The sequence below is a fragment of the Metallumcola ferriviriculae genome, from assembly GCF_035573695.1.
Taxonomy (GTDB): Bacteria; Bacillota; JADQBR01; order JADQBR01; family JADQBR01; genus Metallumcola; species Metallumcola ferriviriculae.
On the sequence record NZ_CP121694.1, the window covers coordinates 3,216,809 to 3,238,624 of the forward strand.

20 protein-coding genes, 1 tRNA gene and 1 riboswitch are annotated in these 21,816 nt (G+C 43.8%); of the genes, 6 read left to right on the forward strand and 15 right to left on the reverse strand.

What is annotated here, in order from left to right:
- Positions 1-425: 425 nt before the first annotated feature.
- The 8 genes from MFMK1_RS15850 to MFMK1_RS15885 form a co-directional block, all read right to left on the reverse strand.
- Positions 426-500 (reverse strand) — tRNA-Val (locus tag MFMK1_RS15850).
- A 198-nt stretch (positions 501-698) separates the two neighbouring features.
- Entirely contained in the window at positions 699-1,433 is a 735-nt protein-coding gene (locus MFMK1_RS15855; protein WP_366922650.1) for a GltB/FmdC/FwdC-like GXGXG domain-containing protein, read from the reverse strand.
- On the reverse strand, positions 1,424-2,689 hold the full coding sequence (locus MFMK1_RS15860; protein WP_366922651.1) for an NAD(P)/FAD-dependent oxidoreductase: 1,266 nt from the start codon (positions 2,687-2,689) through the stop codon (positions 1,424-1,426). Before MFMK1_RS15860 ends, MFMK1_RS15855 begins: the two co-directional genes overlap by 10 nt.
- Before the next feature lies 1 nt (position 2,690).
- Complete coding sequence (locus MFMK1_RS15865) at positions 2,691-3,143, reverse strand: 4Fe-4S dicluster domain-containing protein (protein WP_366922652.1); 453 nt, start codon at positions 3,141-3,143, stop codon at positions 2,691-2,693.
- A 12-nt stretch (positions 3,144-3,155) separates the two neighbouring features.
- Positions 3,156-4,658 carry a glutamate synthase-related protein gene (locus tag MFMK1_RS15870; RefSeq protein ID WP_366922653.1) on the reverse strand — a complete coding sequence of 501 codons (1,503 nt, stop codon included), beginning with the start codon at positions 4,656-4,658 and terminating at the stop codon, positions 3,156-3,158.
- Positions 4,655-5,749 carry a class II glutamine amidotransferase gene (locus tag MFMK1_RS15875; RefSeq protein WP_366922654.1) on the reverse strand — a complete coding sequence of 365 codons (1,095 nt, stop codon included), beginning with the start codon at positions 5,747-5,749 and terminating at the stop codon, positions 4,655-4,657. The genes MFMK1_RS15870 and MFMK1_RS15875 overlap by 4 nt, the downstream gene beginning before the upstream one ends.
- Before the next feature lie 119 nt (positions 5,750-5,868).
- Complete coding sequence (gene glnA / locus MFMK1_RS15880; protein ID WP_366922655.1) at positions 5,869-7,200, reverse strand: type I glutamate--ammonia ligase; 1,332 nt, start codon at positions 7,198-7,200, stop codon at positions 5,869-5,871.
- A 243-nt stretch (positions 7,201-7,443) separates the two neighbouring features.
- Positions 7,444-8,025, reverse strand: a complete 582-nt coding sequence (locus tag MFMK1_RS15885) for an ANTAR domain-containing response regulator (RefSeq protein WP_366922656.1) — start codon at positions 8,023-8,025, stop codon at positions 7,444-7,446.
- A gap of 343 nt (positions 8,026-8,368) precedes the next feature.
- On the opposite strand from MFMK1_RS15885, the gene MFMK1_RS15890 reads away from it, so the two are divergent.
- The 3 genes from MFMK1_RS15890 (at position 8,369) to asnB (ending at position 10,831) form a co-directional block, all read left to right on the forward strand.
- Positions 8,369-8,596: a hypothetical protein gene (locus MFMK1_RS15890; protein ID WP_366922657.1), complete on the forward strand. Its 228-nt coding sequence runs from the start codon at positions 8,369-8,371 to the stop codon at positions 8,594-8,596.
- Positions 8,597-8,604: 8 nt separating this feature from the next.
- Positions 8,605-8,808 carry a hypothetical protein gene (locus MFMK1_RS15895; protein WP_366922658.1) on the forward strand — a complete coding sequence of 68 codons (204 nt, stop codon included), beginning with the start codon at positions 8,605-8,607 and terminating at the stop codon, positions 8,806-8,808.
- Between the two features lie 178 nt (positions 8,809-8,986).
- Positions 8,987-10,831, forward strand: coding sequence for an asparagine synthase (glutamine-hydrolyzing) (gene asnB, locus MFMK1_RS15900; protein ID WP_366922659.1), 1,845 nt, complete (start codon positions 8,987-8,989; stop codon positions 10,829-10,831).
- A 158-nt stretch (positions 10,832-10,989) separates the two neighbouring features.
- Here the strand turns inward: asnB and MFMK1_RS15905 are convergent, their stop codons facing one another.
- The 3 genes from MFMK1_RS15905 to MFMK1_RS15915 form a co-directional block, all read right to left on the reverse strand.
- A complete protein-coding gene (locus MFMK1_RS15905; RefSeq protein ID WP_366922660.1) occupies positions 10,990-11,328 on the reverse strand; it encodes a P-II family nitrogen regulator in 339 nt (112 codons plus the stop codon).
- 11 nt (positions 11,329-11,339) lie between these two features.
- Positions 11,340-12,677, reverse strand: coding sequence for an ammonium transporter (locus tag MFMK1_RS15910; RefSeq protein WP_366922661.1), 1,338 nt, complete (start codon positions 12,675-12,677; stop codon positions 11,340-11,342).
- 404 nt (positions 12,678-13,081) lie between these two features.
- Positions 13,082-13,783, reverse strand: a complete 702-nt coding sequence (locus MFMK1_RS15915; protein WP_366922662.1) for an HAD family hydrolase — start codon at positions 13,781-13,783, stop codon at positions 13,082-13,084.
- Positions 13,784-13,872: 89 nt separating this feature from the next.
- On the opposite strand from MFMK1_RS15915, the gene mug reads away from it, so the two are divergent.
- Positions 13,873-14,382: a G/U mismatch-specific DNA glycosylase gene (mug, locus tag MFMK1_RS15920; RefSeq protein WP_366922663.1), complete on the forward strand. Its 510-nt coding sequence runs from the start codon at positions 13,873-13,875 to the stop codon at positions 14,380-14,382.
- Here the strand turns inward: mug and MFMK1_RS15925 are convergent.
- Positions 14,379-14,660 (reverse strand): hypothetical protein, encoded by a 282-nt coding sequence (locus MFMK1_RS15925; RefSeq protein WP_366922664.1) that lies wholly within the window; start codon positions 14,658-14,660, stop codon positions 14,379-14,381. The genes mug and MFMK1_RS15925 overlap by 4 nt on opposite strands.
- Positions 14,661-14,717: 57 nt before the next feature.
- On the opposite strand from MFMK1_RS15925, the gene MFMK1_RS15930 reads away from it, so the two are divergent.
- Positions 14,718-16,262, forward strand: coding sequence for a GNAT family N-acetyltransferase (locus MFMK1_RS15930; protein ID WP_366922665.1), 1,545 nt, complete (start codon positions 14,718-14,720; stop codon positions 16,260-16,262).
- Between the two features lie 32 nt (positions 16,263-16,294).
- Here MFMK1_RS15930 and MFMK1_RS15935 read toward each other — a convergent pair whose 3' ends face one another.
- Entirely contained in the window at positions 16,295-17,113 is an 819-nt protein-coding gene (locus MFMK1_RS15935) for an alpha/beta hydrolase (RefSeq protein WP_366922666.1), read from the reverse strand.
- A gap of 142 nt (positions 17,114-17,255) precedes the next feature.
- A complete protein-coding gene (locus MFMK1_RS15940) occupies positions 17,256-18,827 on the reverse strand; it encodes a methylenetetrahydrofolate reductase C-terminal domain-containing protein (protein ID WP_366922667.1) in 1,572 nt (523 codons plus the stop codon).
- A 262-nt stretch (positions 18,828-19,089) separates the two neighbouring features.
- On the opposite strand from MFMK1_RS15940, the gene MFMK1_RS15945 reads away from it, so the two are divergent.
- Positions 19,090-20,208 (forward strand): PRK06851 family protein, encoded by a 1,119-nt coding sequence (locus MFMK1_RS15945; protein WP_366922668.1) that lies wholly within the window; start codon positions 19,090-19,092, stop codon positions 20,206-20,208.
- Between the two features lie 135 nt (positions 20,209-20,343).
- Positions 20,344-20,436, reverse strand: a riboswitch (cyclic di-GMP riboswitch).
- Positions 20,437-20,723: 287 nt separating this feature from the next.
- On the opposite strand, the gene MFMK1_RS15950 is transcribed toward MFMK1_RS15945, so the two are convergent.
- Positions 20,724-21,302 carry a hypothetical protein gene (locus MFMK1_RS15950; protein WP_366922669.1) on the reverse strand — a complete coding sequence of 193 codons (579 nt, stop codon included), beginning with the start codon at positions 21,300-21,302 and terminating at the stop codon, positions 20,724-20,726.
- Positions 21,303-21,816: the final 514 nt, after the last annotated feature.

Genomic DNA, 21,816 nt, shown 5'->3' on the forward strand with positions numbered 1-21,816 from the left:
AGCTTCATAATCACATATCTAGGACGGTTCTTATATTTAATACTCACGCCAAAAGGTTTTGTCTGCATTTGACTACGTGTCCTGCTATTACTTATACCTAGATCAAAAAAATAAACGTAGGGAAATAGGGAATTTATAAACTGCGACTGCAGTCGGTTGGGGCAAAAAAGTTTAAACAAAGGTCGGTTGAAGTGACAATCAAATATACTTACCATTAATAGTAAGTATATTTGGTTAATTTCCCATATAATTTACATTTCCTGCAAAATTATTAAAAACCTTTATTTCTGCCCTCTGTGTTATGATAGTTAGCCTAGGGGCTAATAGCGCACCCAGGGAATATACTTAAAACCTCCTCATGCGCAGAAGTCGTCCCAAAGAAAAATAAAAAAAAGCAAGGTAATTAACCTCGCTTGATTTCAAAATGGTGGGCGATACTGGATTTGAACCAGTGACTTCTACGATGTCAACGTAGCACTCTGCCGCTGAGTTAATCGCCCTTGTTGCCCAGCTTTATCATAAAACTGGGCTTATTAAGTTATAAAAAGCTTATATTTTTTCACGATTGAATTTCGACCACTTTGCTCGTTCTAACCGAGTGAGCTATGGGTCCGTAAAACGGCGGTAATTCCCGCCGCCGTAGGATATATTATGACTGAAAAAGTGGGAAATGTCAAGCAGCGCAGTGCTGCATATTTCTAGTAATGGGTGTACAGGTTACCATAAGGACGTGCATTGTATGGTACCAGTTTGATAAATTCTCCCTTTAGAATATCCTCGGCGGAGCAATCAAAATGGGCAGCAAATTGCTTTACATAAGTATTGATTGTATCTTTGTCCTGCTCAGTCAATGGCTCTACCCGGACTTCTTTACCAAGTTTATATTCTGCTACTTCACCCCTGACGTACATCACGCCACCATGCATGCCGGTACCGCAGTAGTCACCTACCGGTTCCTTCTGCCCGTTTAGGTTAAGCACCATCAAGATACCACCGGCCATATATTCACCGAAAAAACTCCCCGCCGAACCGCCTACCACCATTGCCGGCACCATTTCTTTATACTCCTTCATGTGAATGCCACCACGATAGCCCACATCGTCTCTGATAAAGACGCTGCCACCTCGCATGGCATATCCCGTGGCATCGCCGCTGCGACCGTGAATTACCAGAGTTCCGCCGCTCATGGTATTGGCAGTACCTTCCTGGGTGTTCCCCTGAACCAAAACTGTTGCTCCATTCATATATGCGGCCAAGTCATTACCGGGCGTACCTTCCAGAAGTAATTTAATGTTTCCCGGTAATGCATCGCCAATATAGCGCTGACCGTTAACATTTCTTATCTTAATATTGGTTTCCCCGCCGGCTATCATTTCATGAATTTTTTCATTTAATTCCTTATAATATACACCACTGGCATCAATTACCGCCATGTTACCGCACCTCCCTCAAGTCGGGAATGACGGGTATCTGCAGGTAATACTATCAACCCCGGTTCAACGCTTAGTAGGCTTTCCAACATTCCGCTGACATCAACCCGGTCTATCATCAAACCGGTAAGAATACCGCTTCTGTCCACGGCGTTAATGCGGATAAAGCCGACTAATTTATGGTCTTTAACCAGCAGCTTAACATAACTGTCATCAGCAGCATTGACATATTCTTCGGCGTCTTTGTCCTTTACCAGGCCCGCAGTAGTCATGGCCAAACCAAAAAAGCCGATGGCATTTTTGGCAAATCCGCCGGGGTAAACTACCTCATTGCCGGTCATATTTATCCCCGCTGTGTTACCCTGTTGATAAGCGTTGGGCAAAATGGGGATCACCCGGTTTTCGCCGGCAAGCAGATCATAATTCTCCGCCACATCTCCGGCCGCGTAAATGCCTTTGATAGATGTCTCCATATGATTGTCGGTGACAATGCCCCGGTTAATCTCGATATCGCTGTCTTTGGCCAGGCCATGATTGGGAACTACGCCCACTGCCATAATAACCATATCTGCAGTAATCTCAGTACCATCGGCCAAAGCAACTATCTTTTTCCCATCATTTTCCGTTATGGCGTCCGCTGTGACGCCAAAGTGAAACTTTAGGCCTTTACCCACTAGATGCCTTTGAACCAGCTGAGCAGCTTTTTCATCCAGAATGCTGCTCAGAACATGCGGTGCCAAATCCACTACCGTTACATCTACCCCTAACTTAATCAGCCCTTCAGCTGCCTTCAGCCCGATTAGTCCTGCGCCGATAATGACTGCCGTTTTGCCGGCGCCGGCATGCTGCTGCAGCTCTTTGGCATCGTCCAGCTTAATAAATGTAAATATTCCTTCATTTATAGCGGATAACCCTTTGACGGGAGGGATAAAGGGCTTACCACCCGTGGCTAATAGCAGCTTATCGTAAGCTATCTTCTGCCCGTCAGCCAAGACCACCTCACCGGCGACAGTATCCAAAGATACCGCTTTTTTCCCCAATAGCACTTCGACATTATTTTTCCGATAAAAATCCTTCGGCCGGTAAATCATTCCCTCTTCTTCCTTCGTACCAGCCAAAAAATATGAGATTAACGGTCGGGAATAAGTGTGATATGGTTCATCGGAGATTACCGTAATCGGGTTTTCCCGGTCTAGCAGTCTGATACCCTCTATGGCACCAACTGCTGCGGCAGAATTGCCAATAATACAATAGCGCACCTTATTCCCCACCTTTCTCTTTTAGTACCAGGGCAGCGTTAGGACAATTTGCCACGCAGGCAGGTTCGCCCTGCTCTAGACACAAATCACATTTTGCTACCACTTTACCGACACCTTCATCCCGGAAAATTGCACCATAGGGACAAACCACGATACATGTCCAACACCCGACACAGCGTTCCGGGTCATTTAAGATAGCCCCTGTTTTCTCATCCCTGTACATAGCACCGGTTATACATGCTGTCAAACAGTGCGGTTCTTCACAATGCCGACACTGCAGGGCGAAGGACAAGGGGATATCCTCCTCTACCTTTACCCGGGGAACGGGAAGTACTTCCGCTTTCTTAAAAGCTTTTACCAAATCATCGGGATATTTGCTATGTGCCGCCGAACAGTGGATTTCGCAGAGACGACAACCGATACAGTGTTCCTCCCGAGCATAAATCTTTTTCATCTGCTCAACCTCCTATTCACCGGCAGCCTTAATGCCTAAGATATTTAAATCACGATCGGATAACCCCACTCCCCGCAGCATCAGTCGATTACCGCGAAGACTTTCTATGGCGTTAATACCCATACCGCCCAACATTTCCTTAATCTCATGTTTCCATGCCCGCAGCAGGTTGGCTGCTCTCTCGGCACCAATTTCCGGGTTAAGTCTTTTTACCAGCTGGGGATTCTGCGTCGCAATACCCCAGTTACATTTCCCGGTATAACACTTTTGGCACATATGGCAGCCCAGAGAAATTAATGCCGCGGAACCGATGTAGACCGCATCTGCACCCAAGGCAATTGCCTTCATCACATCAGCACTGTTGCGAACACTACCGGCTACCAATAAGGATACCTGATGGCGAATACTCTCTGCCCGCAAGCGGCTGTCCACCGCCGCTAAGGCCAGCTCGATGGGTATACCTACGTTATTCCTGGTTCTAAGCGGGGTTGCTCCGGTACCGCCCCGGAAGCCGTCAATGGTGATAAAATCTGCACCGGCTCGGGCAATTCCCGAGGCAATGGCCGCCACATTATGCACAGCAGCAATCTTAACACCTACCGGCTTTTCATAGCGCACTGCCTCTTTCAACGAATAAATCAACTGCCTCAGGTCTTCAATGGAATAAATATCATGATGCGGTGCCGGCGACAGGGCGTCACTTCCTTCAGGTATCATCCTGGTCTCGGAAACCTCTCGACCAACCTTTTCTCCAGGCAGGTGACCACCGATGCCCGGCTTGGCTCCCTGACCGATTTTAATTTCCACCGCCGTTCCGGCATTGAGATATTCGGGATGAACGCCGAAACGCCCGGACGCAACCTGGACAATGGCATTATCCCCGTATTGATACAAATCCTTATGCAGCCCACCTTCACCGGTATTAAATACCGTGCCCATTTCTTTAGCGGCAGCCGCCAGCGATTTAATGGCATTTAGGCTGATGGAGCCAAAAGACATGGCCGAAAACATCACCGGTAATTCAATATCTATTTGAGGGCTAAGTTTTGTTTCCAACTGCCCATCCTTAAAGTCAAGTTTATCTGCCTTCCGCCCGACAAAAGTCTTAACCTCCATTGGTTCCCGCAAAGGGTCAATGGATGGGTTAGTAACCTGACTAGCGTTTAACAGCATATGGTCCCAGTAAATGGGGTATGGCTTGTCATTACCCATACCGGTTAATAAAATACCGCCGCTGTCAGCCTGCTTATAAATAGATTTAATAGCATCCGGAGTCCAATTGGCATTGGCCCTGAAATCCATCGGAAACTGCTTGATGGAAATAGCATTTGTGGGACAAAGGGTCACACAGCGGTGACAAGCCACGCACTGCTGGTCCACCGCCTGCACTTTATCCAACTCTTCATCATAGACGTGAGCTTCGTTAGCACATTGCCGGACACATACTTTACATTTAATACATCTGTCTTGGTTTCGTTCAATTAAAAATTCTGGGGTACTCATTGATTGCCTCATAAGCTTTCCACCCCTTCCAATAAGCCAATTATCGGTTCGCCGCCTTGAGGTGACCATACTTTTTCGGGGTTAGCACAAACAGCGCGAATGGCGGCCTCTTCGCTGGCGACATAAAGTTCTTCTTTATCTTCTGCTGCCACCAGCGACCGCAGTTTTAACCTGTCATTTAACGCCATAAAACCATTCTTAGAACCGAGTATTATGGAAAACGGCCCATTGATTAAAAGACTGCTGTAGGTTGTCCTAAGCGCTTTGACAACACGCTTCTCTTGCTCGTCCATCCGGTCGATACTCTCCCAAAATGGCGCAGCCACTGTTTTTACAGCTAGGTCTAACGGTAGTCCGTGTTTCCTTAATAACAAATCAAAGGTGTAGGTAATTGCTTCGGTATCGGTCTGCAAAGTACATTGGTAGTCAAACATCTCCAGATATCTCCTATTAGCATCATAGGATGAAATTTCACCATTATGCACCACCGACCAATCAAGCAAAGTAAACGGGTGAGCCCCGCCCCACCAGCCCGGTGTATTAGTAGGAAAACGGCCGTGGGCCGTCCAAATATAGCCGCTATACTCATCTAAACGGTAATATTCACCCACATCCTCAGGAAATCCCACAGCCTTAAATGCCCCCATATTCTTACCGCTGGAGGCCACAAACGCCCCCTTATAACAGCTGTTAATCTTCATGACGCATTGGGCCACATATTCGTCCGCTGAAAGCTCAGCATCACGTAATTTGTCCTCTAATGGCGTCATGAAATAGCGCCATAATATCGGTCCCCTGCCAATGCCGCAGACTTTCCGGGTAGGTATCCGACCGGATAAATCCACTGCAAAATGACTGTTGAAAAAGCGTTCCACTTCTTCTTTGGCCTGCAGCGAATCAAAGAACATATGAAAAGCATAATGATTCTTATATTCTGGGTAGATGCCGTATGCTGCAAAACCACCGCCTAAGCCGTTGGAACGGTCATGCATCACCGCAATTGAGTCAATGATCTTGGTACCGGAGAAACTCCTGCGCTTCCGGTTGATAATCCCACTGATAGCGCATCCTGACGGAATACGCACGTCTCCTTCCATAAACACCATACCACCTCCAAAAATTCTCATCAGGAGCCGGGGGCATATACGGAGCCCTAATGCATCTAGCTCATATATTGCCCCCGCCTTTTAAAAACTTATTTGTGTTGCAAGGAAATTGGAAATTAAAACATGGTCAAATAATTTTCTAATTCCCAATTAGTTACCTGAATTCTATACTTATCCCATTCCAATTGTTTTGCATCTACAAAGCGCCGATAGATGTGTTCTCCCAATGCGCTCTGAATTATTGTATTACCTTTCAATTCGACTAAAGCTTCTTCTAAACTGCCCGGTAAACTATCAATCCCTACTTCTGCCCGCTGGGCGGCGTTCATTTCGTAGATATTCTGGTTTACTGGTTTTGGCGCTTCTATCTTATTCTTGATTCCGTCCAAACCGGCCTTAAGCATTACTGCAATAGCCAAGTAAGGGTTAGTTGACGGGTCAGGGTTTCTCATTTCTACCCTAGTCCCCACTCCACGTCTAGCAGGAATACGAATCAGCGGGCTGCGGTTACGGGCAGACCATGCCACGTATACAGGGGCCTCGTAACCGGGCACCAAACGCTTATAGGAGTTTATTGTGGGATTGGTAATAGCAGCCATTGCCCGGGCATGTTTTACCAAACCGCCAATGTAGTAATGAGCGTCTTCACTTAACTCCAATTCTCCATTGGGGTCGTAAAAAGCATTTTTACCGTCTTTAAATAGCGACTGGTTGCAGTGCATACCGGAACCATTAATTCCCATGATGGGTTTTGCCATAAAGGTAGCATGCAGTCCGTGACGCTGAGCCAAGGTTCTTACCACGTATTTAAAAGTCAGTATATTATCCGCAGTGGTCAAAGCATCGTCATATTTGAAGTCAATTTCATGCTGACCGGGGGCCACTTCATGATGTGATGCCTCTATTTCAAACCCAAGCTGCTGCAGGGTAAGCACCATATCTCTGCGGGCGTTTTCACCCTGATCCACTGGAGTTAAGTCAAAATAACCGGCTTTGTCATGAGTCTCCAAGGTGGGTTTTCCATTTTGGTCGGTATGGAAGAGAAAAAATTCAGCCTCGGGACCGACGTTCATGGTATACCCCATTTCCTTTGCTTCAGCAATTACCTTTTTTAAGGTGTTACGCGGGCAGCCGCTAAATGGAGTGCCGTCAGGATTGTAAATATCGCAGATTAATCTTGCCACAGCGCCTTCTTGGGGTCGCCAGGGAAATACAGCGAAAGTATCGGGGTCGGGCTTCAAATACATATCTGATTCTTCAATACGCACAAAACCTTCAATAGAAGAACCATCAAACATTAGCTCCCCGTCCAGGGCTTTTTCCAACTGGTCACGAGTAATAGCGACATTTTTCATCACACCAAAAATATCTGTAAATTGCAGCCGAATAAATTGAACATCCAAATCCTTTGCTTTTTTCAAAATCTCTTGTTTAACTTCCGGTTTCATAGTTAAAACCTCCCAAAATTAATTTAAATTAAAAATGCGTCCCAAACATAAGGTGCATAAAAACACCTAGTTCGGAACGCCTTTGCTCCAGTCATACCAGCAGACATCATTGCCTGCTAAAATATTTGATTTTATTAATTGTAACATTACATCCAATTTTGCTCAAGCAGCAATTTCCATGTATACAATATTTCCATCAGAAACTTCTGGGAAAAAAGTAAAATGCGGGGTGCATTCCCGGATTTAGCTGCCTAAATCATGAGCTAAAATAATTGCTTCCGCCACCTGGCGCATAGAGACACATTTATTCATGCTTTGCTTACGAATCAACTTATAAGCTGCTCCTTCGCTAATATTTTTTGTCTCCATTAAAATTCCCTTCGCTCTTTCCACCAGCTTTCTGGTTTCCAAAGTTTCTTTTAGCTCAGCCACTTCCTTTTCCAACTGCTGAATGCGTTGAAAGTTACTTCGGGCAATGCCGATACTGCTTATTAGGTTAGTGTCAGTAACCGGTTTTATCAACCAGGATATCAGCCATGGCTCGTGCCCCTTTGTCGTATGCTCCCGCTGCCAGTTATTTAATAAAACTACTGCAGGAGCTATATTATCTTCATAAGCGATGCGGGCAAGTTCCATACCGTTAAGCCCTGGCAGGTCAGCATCGACAATGATAAGAGCCGGCAGGGTAGACCTGATCCCCCTAATAGCAGTGTTTCCGTCGGCTGCCTCACCCACAATTTGATACCCTTCACGGATTACCGCCTGCCGTACCTTTTCCAAAACTCTTTTATCTTGTGTCGCCACGAAAATTTTAGACTGAAACATAAAGTTCCCTCCAAAGTCGTCCTGTCTATAGTCTATACAAATCTTGTCGTAAACTACAATGAATAGTTAAAATGAATACTTGCAAGTCTTTTAAGACGCAGCAGAAGGCTTAGTTCAATTTATGCCTCCTCAAAGATATGCTTTCTGAATGGTACAAAGAAATCCCCACCAGAAACCTGATGAGGACGCCATTGCCCTAAAACCGATGTAATTCAAACTAATTATGAATAAAAATGACCCCGGTGTCAAGGAATACCCTAGAAAATATTGTATACTTCATTTCGGCATCTGGCCATCCCTTGTATATAGATGCCATAATTGTAACAAACTACCTATTGAGGGGGTGGCGACGCTGTTAAGTGAACAGCTTCAGTTAAATGTAAGCGATGCCCAAGCAGTAGAACATTTTTTGGATAAAACCCAACTGGTGGCGAAAAAACTTCTTTTGTATGCCGATTCGGCCCAAAATTCTTCGGTGAAGAGTATGTTCAAGAAGGAAGCTTCGCTGCTGGTCAAGGTAGCTGAGGAATTAGAAGGAATGAAAATAAGTTTGCTTAATGCTGAGGAGTGAGAAATAATATGCCTGATATTAATAAATATATCAGTGACTTCGAAATGCTAAGGGATTATGAGAAAGACGCCCACCTTGCCTCAATTGCCTATCAGGCCTTATCAGTGCTGGTAAGTGATAATAGTTTAAAAAAGAAATTCTTAAAGTACAGCGCCCTAGCCTCAGAATCTGCCGAAAAGTTTGGTAAAAAAGCACTAGAAATAAGACCATAAAACATATTTTTAGACAATAAACTACCCTTAAAACTGTACCATCAAATTGGTGCGGTTTTTTCAATTGTTCAATTCTATTTTGACTTACTTTGCACAACTGAACTGCTATAGCATAGATTGTTATTGAGAATGAAAATCATTATCTAATAAGAGGAAATATCATTAAGGAGGATTTTTTATGTGTGGCATTGCCGGATGGGTAGATTGGCAAAAAAATTTGTTACGAGAAAAGAATGTACTACAAAAAATGGGTGATACGTTAAACTTGCGGGGGCCTGACGACGCTGGCGTCTGGCTTTCTCTCCATTGCGGGCTGGTTCATCGAAGATTGGTGGTGATTGACCCAGAAGGTGGCAAACAGCCGATGACGCGTTATCTTGGTCCCAGGGCTTATACCCTGGTGTATAATGGCGAACTTTATAATACTGAAGACCTTCGTCGACAACTTCTCCAGCGCGGATACCGATTTTCCGGTCATTCGGATACTGAGGTATTGCTGTTATCCTTTTTAGAATGGGGACCGGAATGCGTAGAGCATTTCAATGGGATATTTGCCTTCGCGCTTTGGGACGATACGGAAGAAAGCTTGTTTTTGGCCCGGGACCGACTAGGTGTAAAACCCCTTTTTTTTAAAACTCATAACGGTGGTTTACTGTTTGGGTCGGAATTAAAATCCATCCTGGCTCACCCGGAAGTAAAGCCCCAGGTGGATAGCGACGGCCTGGCGGAAGTGATTGCCCTTGGTCCCGCGCGCACACCGGGTCATGGAGTGTTTAAGGGTATAGACGAATTAAAACCGGGCACTTGGCTATTTTTTAGCCGCCAGGGAATAAAACAGCAGCAGTACTGGCAGCTTCAAAGTAAGGAACATCATGACAGTCTGCCACAAACAATCGAGACTGTGCGACATTTGCTTACCGATGCCGTAGAGCGCCAGCTGGTATCCGATGTGCCGGTATGCACCTTATTATCCGGCGGTTTAGATTCCAGCGGACTATCAGCAATTGCCGCTAAATACTATCAAAAACATAACAGAAAAACCCTTAACACTTACTCAGTTGATTACGTTAATAATGATAAACATTTCCATGCCAATGAATTCCAACCAAATTCAGATTCACCGTGGATTCCCCTGGTGGCAAATTATCTGGGTACCAAACATCATGATATTCAATTAGATACCCCCGAATTGGCATCATCCCTGTCCGATGCATTAATGGCGAGAGACCTACCGGGTATGACGGATATTGATTCTTCCCTCTACCTCTTCTGTAAAGAAATAAAGCAAGATGCCACAGTAGCACTTTCAGGAGAATGTGCTGACGAAATTTTCGGTGGTTATCCTTGGTTTTACCGTCAAGAGGCTCTGAACGCCGAGACTTTTCCTTGGATGCGCATGCAGCATAGAAGACTTAGCTTCTTTTCACCCTCTCTGATAAAGAAAATAAAGGCCTCGGATTATCTGTACCAGCGCTACCAGGCAGCCCTACAAGAAACCCCTACACGGGCTGAGGAAACACTACATGAAACCAAAATGCGTCAGATGCTTTACCTCACTCTTACCCGTTGGATGCCGACTTTGTTAGACCGTAAGGACCGTATGAGCATGGCTGTAGGGCTTGAAGTAAGGGTTCCTTATTGTGACCATCGTCTGGTGGAATATGCCTGGAATATTCCCTGGGAAATGAAGAACCACGGCGGCCATGAAAAAGGCATTCTTCGCAGCGCCTTAGAGGGCCTGCTCCCCCTGGACGTTATTTATCGAAAAAAAAGTCCTTACCCCAAAACCTATAACCCCAGCTATTTAAAAGCGGTAAGCCTCAAAGTAGACAATATTCTTCAGGACCCCTCTTCACCTATTCTACCGCTAATTAATGAAAAAGCTGTACGGAGCTTAATTGACGAAGATGCCCGACAAATAAATCTGCCCTGGTTCGGCCAGCTGATGAGCGGACCCCAAATGCTGGCTTTTCTGATACAGCTAGATTTGTGGCTGCGCCATTATGACGTGGAGTTGATATAATAAAAAAACCAATAACTTGACAAAATGGTGCCAGGCACCATTTTGTCAAGTTATTGCTCAAGAGCAAAACTCAATTGTATTTTATACTTTCTAATACTTAAAAAACCTCCCCGGCTATTGAACGAGAAGATGCTCATTCACTGCCGGGGAGTCCTTCTTTAGATGGCTTTTTCTCCAGACTCACCGGTACGGATTCGCACCGCGTTTTCCAGCGGATAGATGAATATTTTACCGTCGCCGATTTTACCGGTCCGCGCCTTTTCCACAATAACTTCTACAATTTCGTCCACTTGAGCATCTGCTACTACTGCTTCAATCTTGACCTTTGGCAGTAAGTCAATCGTGTACTCACTACCTCGATATACTTCTGTTTTTCCTTTTTGTCCACCACATCCAATGACATGGGTAACCGTCAATCCCTGAATACCATAGGCCCCCAGTGCCTCTTTAACCTCTTCAAACTTTGATGGTCTAACGATACACTCTATCTTTTTCATCCTTTTACCCCCTATTCCACTGTCGGCACTTTAGCCCGAAGCATGAAATCGCCGTATGCCTCAATTGCGTGTTCACCTATATCCAGTCCGGCTACCTCCTCTTCCTCAGTAACCCTAAGCCCAATTACTATGTCAATGGCCTTAAAGAGTACCACCGTGGTGGTAAGAGTCCAAGCAAGTACGGCAATGACACCAATAGCCTGCACCTCAAACATAGCTAAGCCGCCGCCATAAAATAGCCCGCCATCGGTAGCGAATAACCCCACCGCCAGTGTACCCCATACACCGGACATACCATGAACTGCTACGGCACCTACCGGGTCATCTATCTTGAATACCTTGTCAATAATCTCTACTGCCAGCAAAGTAATTACGCCGGCTATTAGTCCAATTATCAGCGCTCCACCGGGACTAACGCTGGCAGTCCCTGCTGTTATTCCTACCAGTCCCCCCAATGCACCATTTAAAGTGAGACTAACGTCCGGCTTGCCGTGACGAACCCAGGAATATATCATGGCAGCAAAGGCACCGGCAGCAGCAGACAGGTTTGTGGTCATCGCTATGGCTGCAATATCAGGGGTAGTGCCGGAAATCGTACTTCCCGGGTTAAATCCAAACCAGCCAAACCATAGGAGAAATACCCCGAGGGCCCCAAGAGTAAGGTTATGACCGGGTATAGCATGGGATTTACCATCACTACTGTATTTACCCACTCTCGGGCCAAGAATCTTTGCTCCGACCAAGCCGGCCCATCCCCCCAGAGAATGAACCACGGTAGAACCGGCGAAATCCACAAATCCCAATTGAGCTAACCAACCGCCGCCCCACACCCAGTGTACAACCACTGGATAAATTAAGCCGCTGATCACGATACTATAGGCAAAATAAGCAGCAAACTTCGTCCGTTCCGCCATAGCGCCGGAAACAATGGTGGCTGCAGTAGCGCAAAACATAGTCTGGAAAAGAACAAAAGCCATTAAAGGAATTCCTAGCCCAAGATGATCAAATCCATCATTAATCATAAAACCTGTCGATCCAAACAGCCCATTGGTGCTGACCCCAAAAGCCAGGCCAAACCCTACTAGCCAAAATACCAATGTTCCGGATACAAAATCCATCACATTTTTCATGATGATATTAGCAGCATTTTTGGCCCGGGTAAAACCTGCCTCCACCATGGCAAAACCAGCTTGCATAATAAATACCAGAAAAGCCGCAATCAGAGTCCAAACGGTGTCAATTGCTACAGCATTACTTGCAGTACTAATGCCATCCGCTGCCGATGCCATACCGGGAATAAGTAATAGCATTAAGCACACTAACAAACTAAACATTAAAAACCTTTTCATTCTTATCCTCTCCTTTTTAATCTATTGAGACAATTAACTAACTTACAGCTACTTCGAATCACCTCCGGAATTAATTTGTATCAATATTCAAAGTGGCACCATTGACCTGTAATACCGGTTCAATGGCACCACTGCCACGGTCTCCTTAGTCCATAAAAGGATAAAAGAAAAATGCCCCCCGAAAAATATTAACGAGAGGCATCATCGCTCCAATCCGCACCTGTGCGGAAACTAAAAAATGCCCTGCAAACCTTAAGTTCACAGGACATCGTTGTCCTTTTGGCAACATCATCGTTGCACTAATTTTGAAGTTTGAATTATTATAATACCATTTACTGAGTAAGTCAATGTATTTTAGCGAGTATGTTGTATACTCAGAAGGAAACGCAGCAAAAAAAACGAAATTAAAATTTGCTAAGGAAATCTTTTAGTTCCGTTAAATCTCCTCGCCCATCTGGTTCATATGTAGGGTCACCACGATCAATTAAATTCTTTGTAACCAGGAAAGTTGTCATTCCTAAGGATTTAGAGACTATATCCTCTTGCACATCATTACCGATCATCAAGCATTGCGCTGGCCTGACTTTGATCTTATCAGAAATTTCTTGGTAATAACGGGGATTTGGTTTACAGGTGCAGGTATTTTCATATGCGGTTACCAAAGCCCATGGGAAGTGCCCCACCCCTGCCCACTCCATCCGATGACGGATGGCGGCTTCAGGAAATACCGGGTTTGTGGCTAATACTATCTTATATCCCTTATCCACTGCTAGTTGTACCACTTCGGCTGCTTGTTCAGTATACCCTGCATACTGTTTTAGCTGGGGAAATTCGTCCCGATAAAAAGTTTCAAAGAGTGGTGCCATCACTTCTCTTTCCTGTTTAATAGCAGGGAGAAACTGCTGCATGAACAGCTCCTCGTTGGAAACGGTACCATCATTTTGCAGCATCTTTTCCGTCGCCGTCAGCAGGTATTTGAGAAATTCAGCAGGCGCGGCAACATCACGAAAGTAGGGGGCAACGGTGCCAAAATACTTTTTGAGAAATTCTTCAGTATTTAACGGCAGCAGCGTGCCGTCTAAATCGAATAAAATAGCTTTAGACATTTTCTCACCTCATTATCATAAAAGTTTTGGGAATAATAACCGGCAGCTACATGGCCCCTGATAATCGTTTAATGTGAGGACGTGATTTCTTGAAGCCCATTCCAGATCATCTATCTCACACACTCAATGTGTTATTTGTCGGTTTCAGCCCCAGCATCCGCTCAGGGGAAACCGGGCACCACTATGCCAATCCTCATAATAGGTTTTGGGCCATCCTTTACCGGGCAGGCTTAACGCCACATAAATTCCGGCCTGAAGAAGACCAGAAACTGCTTGATTTAGGCTATGGGCTTACTAACATTGTATCTCGGCCCACCCGAGGCGCTGCAGATATTAACAAAGAGGAATATCGCCGCGGCAAAAAGGTACTAATGGAAAAAATCAAATATTACAACCCCAAGGTTGTTTGTTTCGTGGGCAAAGGGGTTTACCAGCAGTATAGCGGACAAAGGCAAACAGCATGGGGCATTCAAACCCAGCCCGTGGTACCCGAAACCATCGATTTTGTCGCCCCTTCGTCAAGTGGTTTAGTACGCATCAAGCTAGACGAAGTGGTGGAAATATATCGTCAATTACCGGATCTGATTGATACCCCCTAATAAGCATGACTTGCCAAACCAATCAAGAATGCAGCCAAGCCCAAATACGCGGCCCAATGTTTTATCTTTCTATTAACATTAGGCTTAAAAACAATCAAGAAGATTATAAAACCTAACGGGAAATATAATTGGTTAATATTGAAACGAAAACTGCCGAGAAAGTAGTAGCCAATCAGTTTCAGGACCAAATATTCTTCCTCATTCTCTCGCTGTTGATAAATGTACACCAGTGCGGCTATAATGAGAATGCTAAATACAACCGTATTAAAGAAACCCATATTAATTCCCCCATACATTTATTCTACATACTAAAATTACACGAAAGGATGCTTAGCATGCCAAAGATAGACCTCTCGAAATTCGAGCGAAAAATCACAATGCGAAATATTAGGTTTGAAGACATCAATGACATTATTGAACTTGCCAAAGTCTGCTTTCCCACCATGGAACCCTGGGAAAAAGGCCACCTTGAAAGCCAATTAGAGACTTTTCCCGAAGGTCAATTTTGCGTAGAGTATGACGGCAAAATCATCGGCTCCTGCTCCTCATTAATTATAGAATTTGATGAATACGATGATAAACACACTTTTGACGAAATCTGTGATGATGGCTATATTACAAATCATGACCCACAGGGCAAGAACTTATATGGCATTGAAGTAATGGTTCACCCTGACTACCGCCGCATGAAAATCGGCCGCCGGCTTTATGAAGCAAGAAAACGGCTGGCACAAAAACTAAACTTAGAAAGTATCATCATCGGCGGACGCATACCTAATTACCACAATTATGCTGAAGAAATGCGCCCAAAAGAATATGTTGAACAAGTCACCCAACACAACATCTATGACCCGGTACTCACCTTTCAACTTATGAATGGCTTTACAGTGAAGCGGATTAATTCCGGATACCTAACTGATGATATTGCATCGTTAGAATATGCTACGTTAATGGAATGGAACAATACAGATTATATGCCCGCGCAAAAGAGGCCTCGCCGCCATTATATCAGGTCTGTCCCAGTACGCATCACCGTTATTCAGTATATGCTTAAAAAAATTGATTGTTTTGAGGATTTTGCCCAGCAGTGTGAATACTATGTCAACGTCAGCTCGAACTATAAAGCTGATTTTGCGGTGTTTCCCGAGATATTTACTATCCAGTTGTTATCTTTCTTAGAGGAAACCATCCCCAGCCAGCAGGTAAAAAGGCTGGCAGAGTTCACCGAACCGTTTATTAAACTGTTTTCTTCATTGGCAGTAAACTATAATATAAACATCATCGGCGGGTCACACTTTGCCGAGGTGGATGGTTCCATTTATAACGTATCATACCTCTTTCGCCGGGACGGGAGCATTGACCGGCAGACAAAGCTGCACATTACACCTAATGAGAAAAAATGGTGGGGTATCCAAAACGGTGATGAAATCAAAGTGTTTGATACCGATTGCGGTAAAATTGCCATTCTTATCTGCTACGATATAGAGTTCCCTGAGTTGTCTCGAATTGTAACTGATAGAGGAGCCAATATAATTTTTACCCCATTTTGTACCGATGACCGTCAAGGCTACCTTAGAGTTCGTTATTCCGCTCAAGCAAGAGCAGTGGAAAATCAGATATATACGGTTATTTCCGGCACGGTGGGCAATCTGACCCATGTGGAGAATATGGATGTACAGTTTGCCCAATCTGCTATTTTTACGCCATCGGACTTGGCATTTCCACCAGACGGTATCGCGGGCGAATGCAGTATCAATACCGAAACCGTGATTGTCGGTGAAGTAGATTTAGAAACATTAAGGCGCAGTAGGCGAAATGGTACTGTAACCCAGTTAAAAGACCGACGTAAAGACTTGTACCGCATTAAAGTGATTGATTAACTTCCTTTTCGTAGTGTTCTCCCGAGTACTAACTATGCCCTGGCTTTTAACCAATGCAGGATGATTTCCCTTAATTCGCAGCTTCCAGGTTCCTGCATTAATTCATGGTAAAAACCTGGGAAGAGTTTAAGGGTTTTGTCCGCAGCCGGTATCCTTTTTATAATTTCTTCCGAGCGATTAAAAGGGATAATCTTATCATCCTTCCCATGCAGTACTAAGCAGGGCAGACGGTAATCCCGGTCATTCTCTTTGGCCCAACTGATAGCTTTAAAAAATTCACAGAAAAAACCTACTGTAGCATACTTAAGCACATATGGGTCCTTCTTTAGTCCACGAAGAAACTCTTCATTTCTACTGGCACTTCTCGAAACCACCGGGTAAACACGTAACTTAGAGAAGTATTTGCAGGCAAAGCCATATAACCATCTGGGAATGATGCTTGTTCCCCAGGGTAGACCTAAAGCAGGCGCCGAAAAAATTTGTCCTTTAATCTTTTCCGGGTATTTAATCCCGTATAAAAAGGTAATCAACCCGCCCATACTATGCCCAAAAGTAAATATAGGCAGTTTATGTTCCATGGTAATAAAATCAACCAAGGTCTGCATATCAGCCACAAAGTCCAAGTAAGTAGTTATGTGCCCCTTCTCACCCGGTGCACGGCCATGCCCCCTATGGTCCAAAGCATAAACACCATATTTGTTGGCGATAAGACAATCCGCTAATTGATTATACTGACCCGCGTGCCCACGAAATCCATGACTAATAGTTATGATTGCTTTGGCACCTTTAGGCACCGCACTAAAGCAGGGAATATTGTGGCCATTTTTTCCTTGGACGGTGCGATATCGCATTTTCCCCACACCCTAGCTTTTTTGATCATATTCAATCTATTCCACCTTATTGTAGTCAATCCTGCTGAAAATCTGCCATATTTGCTCTACACCTAATCCCTTTCTTTAAAATAATTACTCATTGGAAAGTCACTATTTATTATCAGTGCTGGGCTAATTCTTTAATCTTTTTATCCTTCGCTTTATCAACGGGACAGGCCGCCGCATGGTCTCGGCCCAGATAAAAATTTTTCCAGCCGGATGTTTGATATAAGTCCCAGTTACATGCCGGTATTTGTGTACCGCGTAGTTGTTCTTCCTCTCCGTATTTTTTCAATCTTGAGTATGCCCTGACATAGATACACTGCCTGTCCGGATTTACCTCACAGAAACCATTGTTACTCCCACCGCAGGGGCCGTTACGTTGGTTTTTCGGGCACTGAGACATAGGGCATACATACCCAGTATCAGGCAGGGCACAGTCGCCACAGTCTTTGCAATCATACAGTCCTACTTTCAACAGTAATTCCAGCTTATGAAAAGGTCTTTCAAGTATTGACCCATCCAGGGCTTTTGATAGATACTTCATGGCCCGATAAAGGGGTTTACCCGGGTCAAAAAAGATACTGTGCATAATTCGTGATATTTTATAAGTGATACCCACCGGTGCGTTTAGCGGCAGTTTTTCCCTATTTACCGGCTTAGTAGTGTTCAGCCCGCTTGCTTTATCTTTCTCAAAATAATAAAATCCTCCTGGAATCGGATAATCAAATTCAGCCGCTAAATCCTGCCAATCAATGCTTAGTTCTTCACCCTTATCGATGATATACTCTACCTGATGATACTTTATATTATGACCGCCGATATGCACGCCGCTAAAACCCATACCTTTCATAACGGCATACATCTTGGCTGCTCTTAATAATCTTTTTTCCAAGCCCTTGTCTGATGCATCTTTTTCTTCTTCAATTTTTGCCAGTAGCTTATCCGGCACCACACAACCAGGAATTTGGTTTTGATTCATTAGTTTTGCTGCGCTATAAGACAAGATATAAAGATTCCCCAAGACCGGAATATCACCATTGTGCACTTTAAGAAATTGCAGGACCTCATGGAACTTTCTCGCATCATAGCCGAGTTGGGTAACAATGAATCGGGCCCCGGCAGCGACCTTTTTTTCAAGTTTAAAATACTGGGTCACTTGTTCCGCTTCAGTGGCCTTAAACGGGGATACCGCTGCACCGGTAAAAAAGCTAGTCGGGTGATACTTAATTGGCCCTTTCCTTCCCTGCACCTCAAGGCCGTTATTCATCTTGGTAATAAGCTCTAACGTATGGGTAGAATCCATATCGAAAACAGGCTTAGGTCTTCTTCCCTCCAGTGCCTCCGGGTAATCACCGGTAAGCACCAAAAGATTGTTTACTTCGGCCCGGTTAAGCGCATAAAGCTGGCTCTCCATTTGATACCTGTTTTTATCCTTGCAGCTAAAATGAACCAGCGGCTCGATACCCATTCGGAGAATTTCCATGCCTAAATAGTCTGCCAGTATCGCTGGGTTTCCGCCGGGATTATCTGTAATAGTCAAAGCATGGACTCTATCACCCTTTGCCGCTTCCTCTGCCGCTTTTAAAGCGCTTTCTTGACTCTTCTCCCGAGCACCTCTACCGGGAACCAGTTCCCACGCTATGGTCATCTCATTTTTATTGTTAAGTGAGTTTTGAAATGTTTCTTTCATTGGTAACTATCTCCCAACTTTAGAGCGATAGTTATAGTTTTTACACAGTCCTTTGCTTTATGATTGGTAATGATACCAAGTAAAATTTAATCGGCATAGGACAAATTTTTACTGAATAAATTTTAAAATACCACAATGTTCAAGAAGAGCGACCACTTTCATAGCTTGCGGCGGCATTAAGGTACTCGCTTCTAGGAAATTATCCTAACCCATAATTTCCTATACAGTGAAAAAAAGTTTTATATCAGAGGGAGGTTTGGGCATGTCAGAAAAAGGCAGTCTAAAAAAGATGTTTCCCGGAGGTAACACATCTATCGGTTTTTATTCTTTTTATGATTACATTATCAGCCAAGAGACAGCCACACGCATCATGGTGATAAAGGGCGGCCCCGGCGTCGGCAAATCCACATTTATGCGAAAAATTTCTTTGGAATTTCGGGAATTGGGTTACGATGTAGAGTTTCATTGTTGTTCATCTGACAATGGTTCTATTGATGGCTTAGTTATCGACGGAAAGGTCGCTATGATTGATGGAACAGCACCACATGTTGTTGACCCTAAAAATCCCGGTGCTGTGGATGAGATTATCCATCTGGGTGATCATTGGCAGGAAACTGTTATACGTAAATTTAAAAATGAAGTACTTGCAGTAAACAAGCGGGTGGGGAGATTGTTTAATATTGCCTATCGCAGTCTGGCGGAAGCCAAGGTTATTCATGATGAGTGGGAAAGTTATATTACTGAAAGTATGGAATTTAATCAGGTAAATAAACTAGCTAACGAACTGCTTACAGAAATATTTGCTCAGCAGCAGGCGGATTACGGGTACAGACCAAAAGTAAGAAAAATGTTTGGCAGCGCCATTACCCCTAACGGCCTGGTGAACACCTTTGACACATTGCTGCAGGACATCTGCGACCTCTATATTCTGCAGGGCGAACCGGGTTCCGGTAAATCTGCAGTTATTGAGCGGGTTGCCGCCAGCGCCAATGCCCGGGGGCTGGATATGGAGCTTTACTACTGCCCCTTTGACCCCAATAAGCTTGACTGCATCATTATTCCAAAACTTAAAAAAGCTGTGATAAATGGCTCAAACCCCACTAAGTTTGACCCCGGACAACTGCCGGCTTTGGATACGGTCCGCTTCATCAATCTTGACCGCTGCTCAAACCCGGAAATCCTAAATCTTTACGCCGCAGAAATATCCCAGACAGAGGTACGTTTTGACAGGGCACTGAACAGGGCTATTTCCTACATCAACAAAGCAAAGGCCGCTCATGATGAAATGGAGGAATATTATATACCCGCCATGGACTTTGAAGCCATCGAAACACGGCGAAGGGAAACAGTAAAGCGCATTAAAAACTATCTTAGCGAATAGCAAAGCGAGCCACTCGGCTCGCTTTTATTTATCTTTTTAACAGGAGTTATGCACTTGATGGAAATAACTAGAAGCCACAACCCCCAAAAAACTTAAAAAAACCCCAATTGAAAAGTTACAAAAAGTACTTTTACCTTCGGCAGCTCGGCGGCCATAGCCAACTAATTGTCTTTAGACCCGTAGCTTTGCGTCCCCAGTTTTCATTCACGGGGTTTGCCTTTTCGGGTACTTATATTTTATTTTCGTGGTATTAGCCTGAATATTCGGGATACTTCGATTATTCCCTGCTTTTTACATGGTATTTTTTGTCATAAATTTCGACATAAATCAAGAGGAGGGGATAAGGCAATTAAAACTTTAGTGATAATGCTCTAACCCTAATGAACCAGCATGGATGCATTATCTCTCTAGCAGCCTAATTGAAGGAGAGAGATTTGTGAAAATAATGCGGTTTTCAGAGCAACGTTTCTAATTACCAAAGGGCAAACGGCTCTGTCTTATATGGGAAACAGTTCTCACTTTATTTTTTTAGGTTTAATCGTTTTACCGTATCGATTACGATTACGTGTATCCTGTTGTAATATCTTAATAGTTTTAAGATTTAAATCATCTTTGTTATTTTTATATTGCTGACCAAAATTATCAACAAGCAGATACAAGTAAGTGGCAAACAGCATATGGGCAATATAAAATGCAGCTATGGACAATGGTTCGTCACGAGTGTAATTAGTTATATTTAACAAATTCATCATAAATCCTGCTCCTAATAACCAAGTGCCATTAACAACAATAATAGCTTTCAGCCAAAGATTGTTCCATCCAGTTAACTCTAGAGCTACTAAGTAAAGTAATGAATAGACTCCTCCAACAATGGTACTCCAAATTACGCCAAGTACTTTTATTAAAAGAGAGTTAGTAACTTCATTATTTAAAAATATTCCCAGTGTGACTTGAGGCATATTTACGTTTTGACCAATTATGGCTTGATTAATTAGATATAGCGATAAGTTGGCAGCTAAAGCTGCTATAAAACCTGCAAAAGCAGCTAATAAAAGTCTATCATTAATTTTAAATGGGGGTTTAATTTTTCTCACATAAGGACGCTCCCTAATAATAAGCTTTTTTTATTATTACTCTTTATTAATGCAAATATAGCAAAAACATAAAAAACAACCTTATTGCTCATCCCAATTATAAAACGCAATGACCATTTCCATGATAACTGCGTTATTTATAGTTTGAATTAATTGCGTGCTGCTAGAATGACAGCAATTTAATTAGTTTTTTGACCATATTACTGAATAGAAATGAACCTAAAGCCAACAATAAAAGAAAAACAAAGATTAGGTGAGAATTGTAATGAAAGATAGACTGATAGCCGGAGGTCTAGCTGGCCTAGCCGCCGGTGTTACTCAAAATCTATATGGTGCTTTTGTTAAAGGTAGGAAACCACCTTTTTACATTCACTAGCGTTGCATGTGATGTTTTTCTATAGTTTTGCATACCCTCACCTCTAGCTTAAGTATTCCGCTATCTCAGCGAATAGCAAAGCGAGCCCCCCGGCTCGCAATAACTTGCAATAACTTGACAAAATGGTGCCTGGCACCA

Coding starts and splice junctions, on each gene's coding strand:
- MFMK1_RS15855 (WP_366922650.1), bottom strand. CDS start 1,433: ATGGCGGTAATTGATGCCAGTGGTGTATATTATAAGGAATTAAATGAA.
- MFMK1_RS15865 (WP_366922652.1), bottom strand. CDS start 3,143: ATGAAAAAGATTTATGCTCGGGAGGAACACTGTATCGGTTGTCGTCTC.
- MFMK1_RS15870 (WP_366922653.1), bottom strand. CDS start 4,658: ATGAGGCAATCAATGAGTACCCCAGAATTTTTAATTGAACGAAACCAA.
- glnA (WP_366922655.1), bottom strand. CDS start 7,200: ATGAAACCGGAAGTTAAACAAGAGATTTTGAAAAAAGCAAAGGATTTG.
- MFMK1_RS15885 (WP_366922656.1), bottom strand. CDS start 8,025: ATGTTTCAGTCTAAAATTTTCGTGGCGACACAAGATAAAAGAGTTTTG.
- MFMK1_RS15895 (WP_366922658.1), top strand. CDS start 8,605: ATGCCTGATATTAATAAATATATCAGTGACTTCGAAATGCTAAGGGAT.
- asnB (WP_366922659.1), top strand. CDS start 8,987: ATGTGTGGCATTGCCGGATGGGTAGATTGGCAAAAAAATTTGTTACGA.
- MFMK1_RS15905 (WP_366922660.1), bottom strand. CDS start 11,328: ATGAAAAAGATAGAGTGTATCGTTAGACCATCAAAGTTTGAAGAGGTT.
- MFMK1_RS15910 (WP_366922661.1), bottom strand. CDS start 12,677: ATGAAAAGGTTTTTAATGTTTAGTTTGTTAGTGTGCTTAATGCTATTA.
- MFMK1_RS15915 (WP_366922662.1), bottom strand. CDS start 13,783: ATGTCTAAAGCTATTTTATTCGATTTAGACGGCACGCTGCTGCCGTTA.
- MFMK1_RS15925 (WP_366922664.1), bottom strand. CDS start 14,660: ATGGGTTTCTTTAATACGGTTGTATTTAGCATTCTCATTATAGCCGCA.
- MFMK1_RS15930 (WP_366922665.1), top strand. CDS start 14,718: ATGCCAAAGATAGACCTCTCGAAATTCGAGCGAAAAATCACAATGCGA.
- MFMK1_RS15935 (WP_366922666.1), bottom strand. CDS start 17,113: ATGCGATATCGCACCGTCCAAGGAAAAAATGGCCACAATATTCCCTGC.
- MFMK1_RS15940 (WP_366922667.1), bottom strand. CDS start 18,827: ATGAAAGAAACATTTCAAAACTCACTTAACAATAAAAATGAGATGACC.
- MFMK1_RS15945 (WP_366922668.1), top strand. CDS start 19,090: ATGTCAGAAAAAGGCAGTCTAAAAAAGATGTTTCCCGGAGGTAACACA.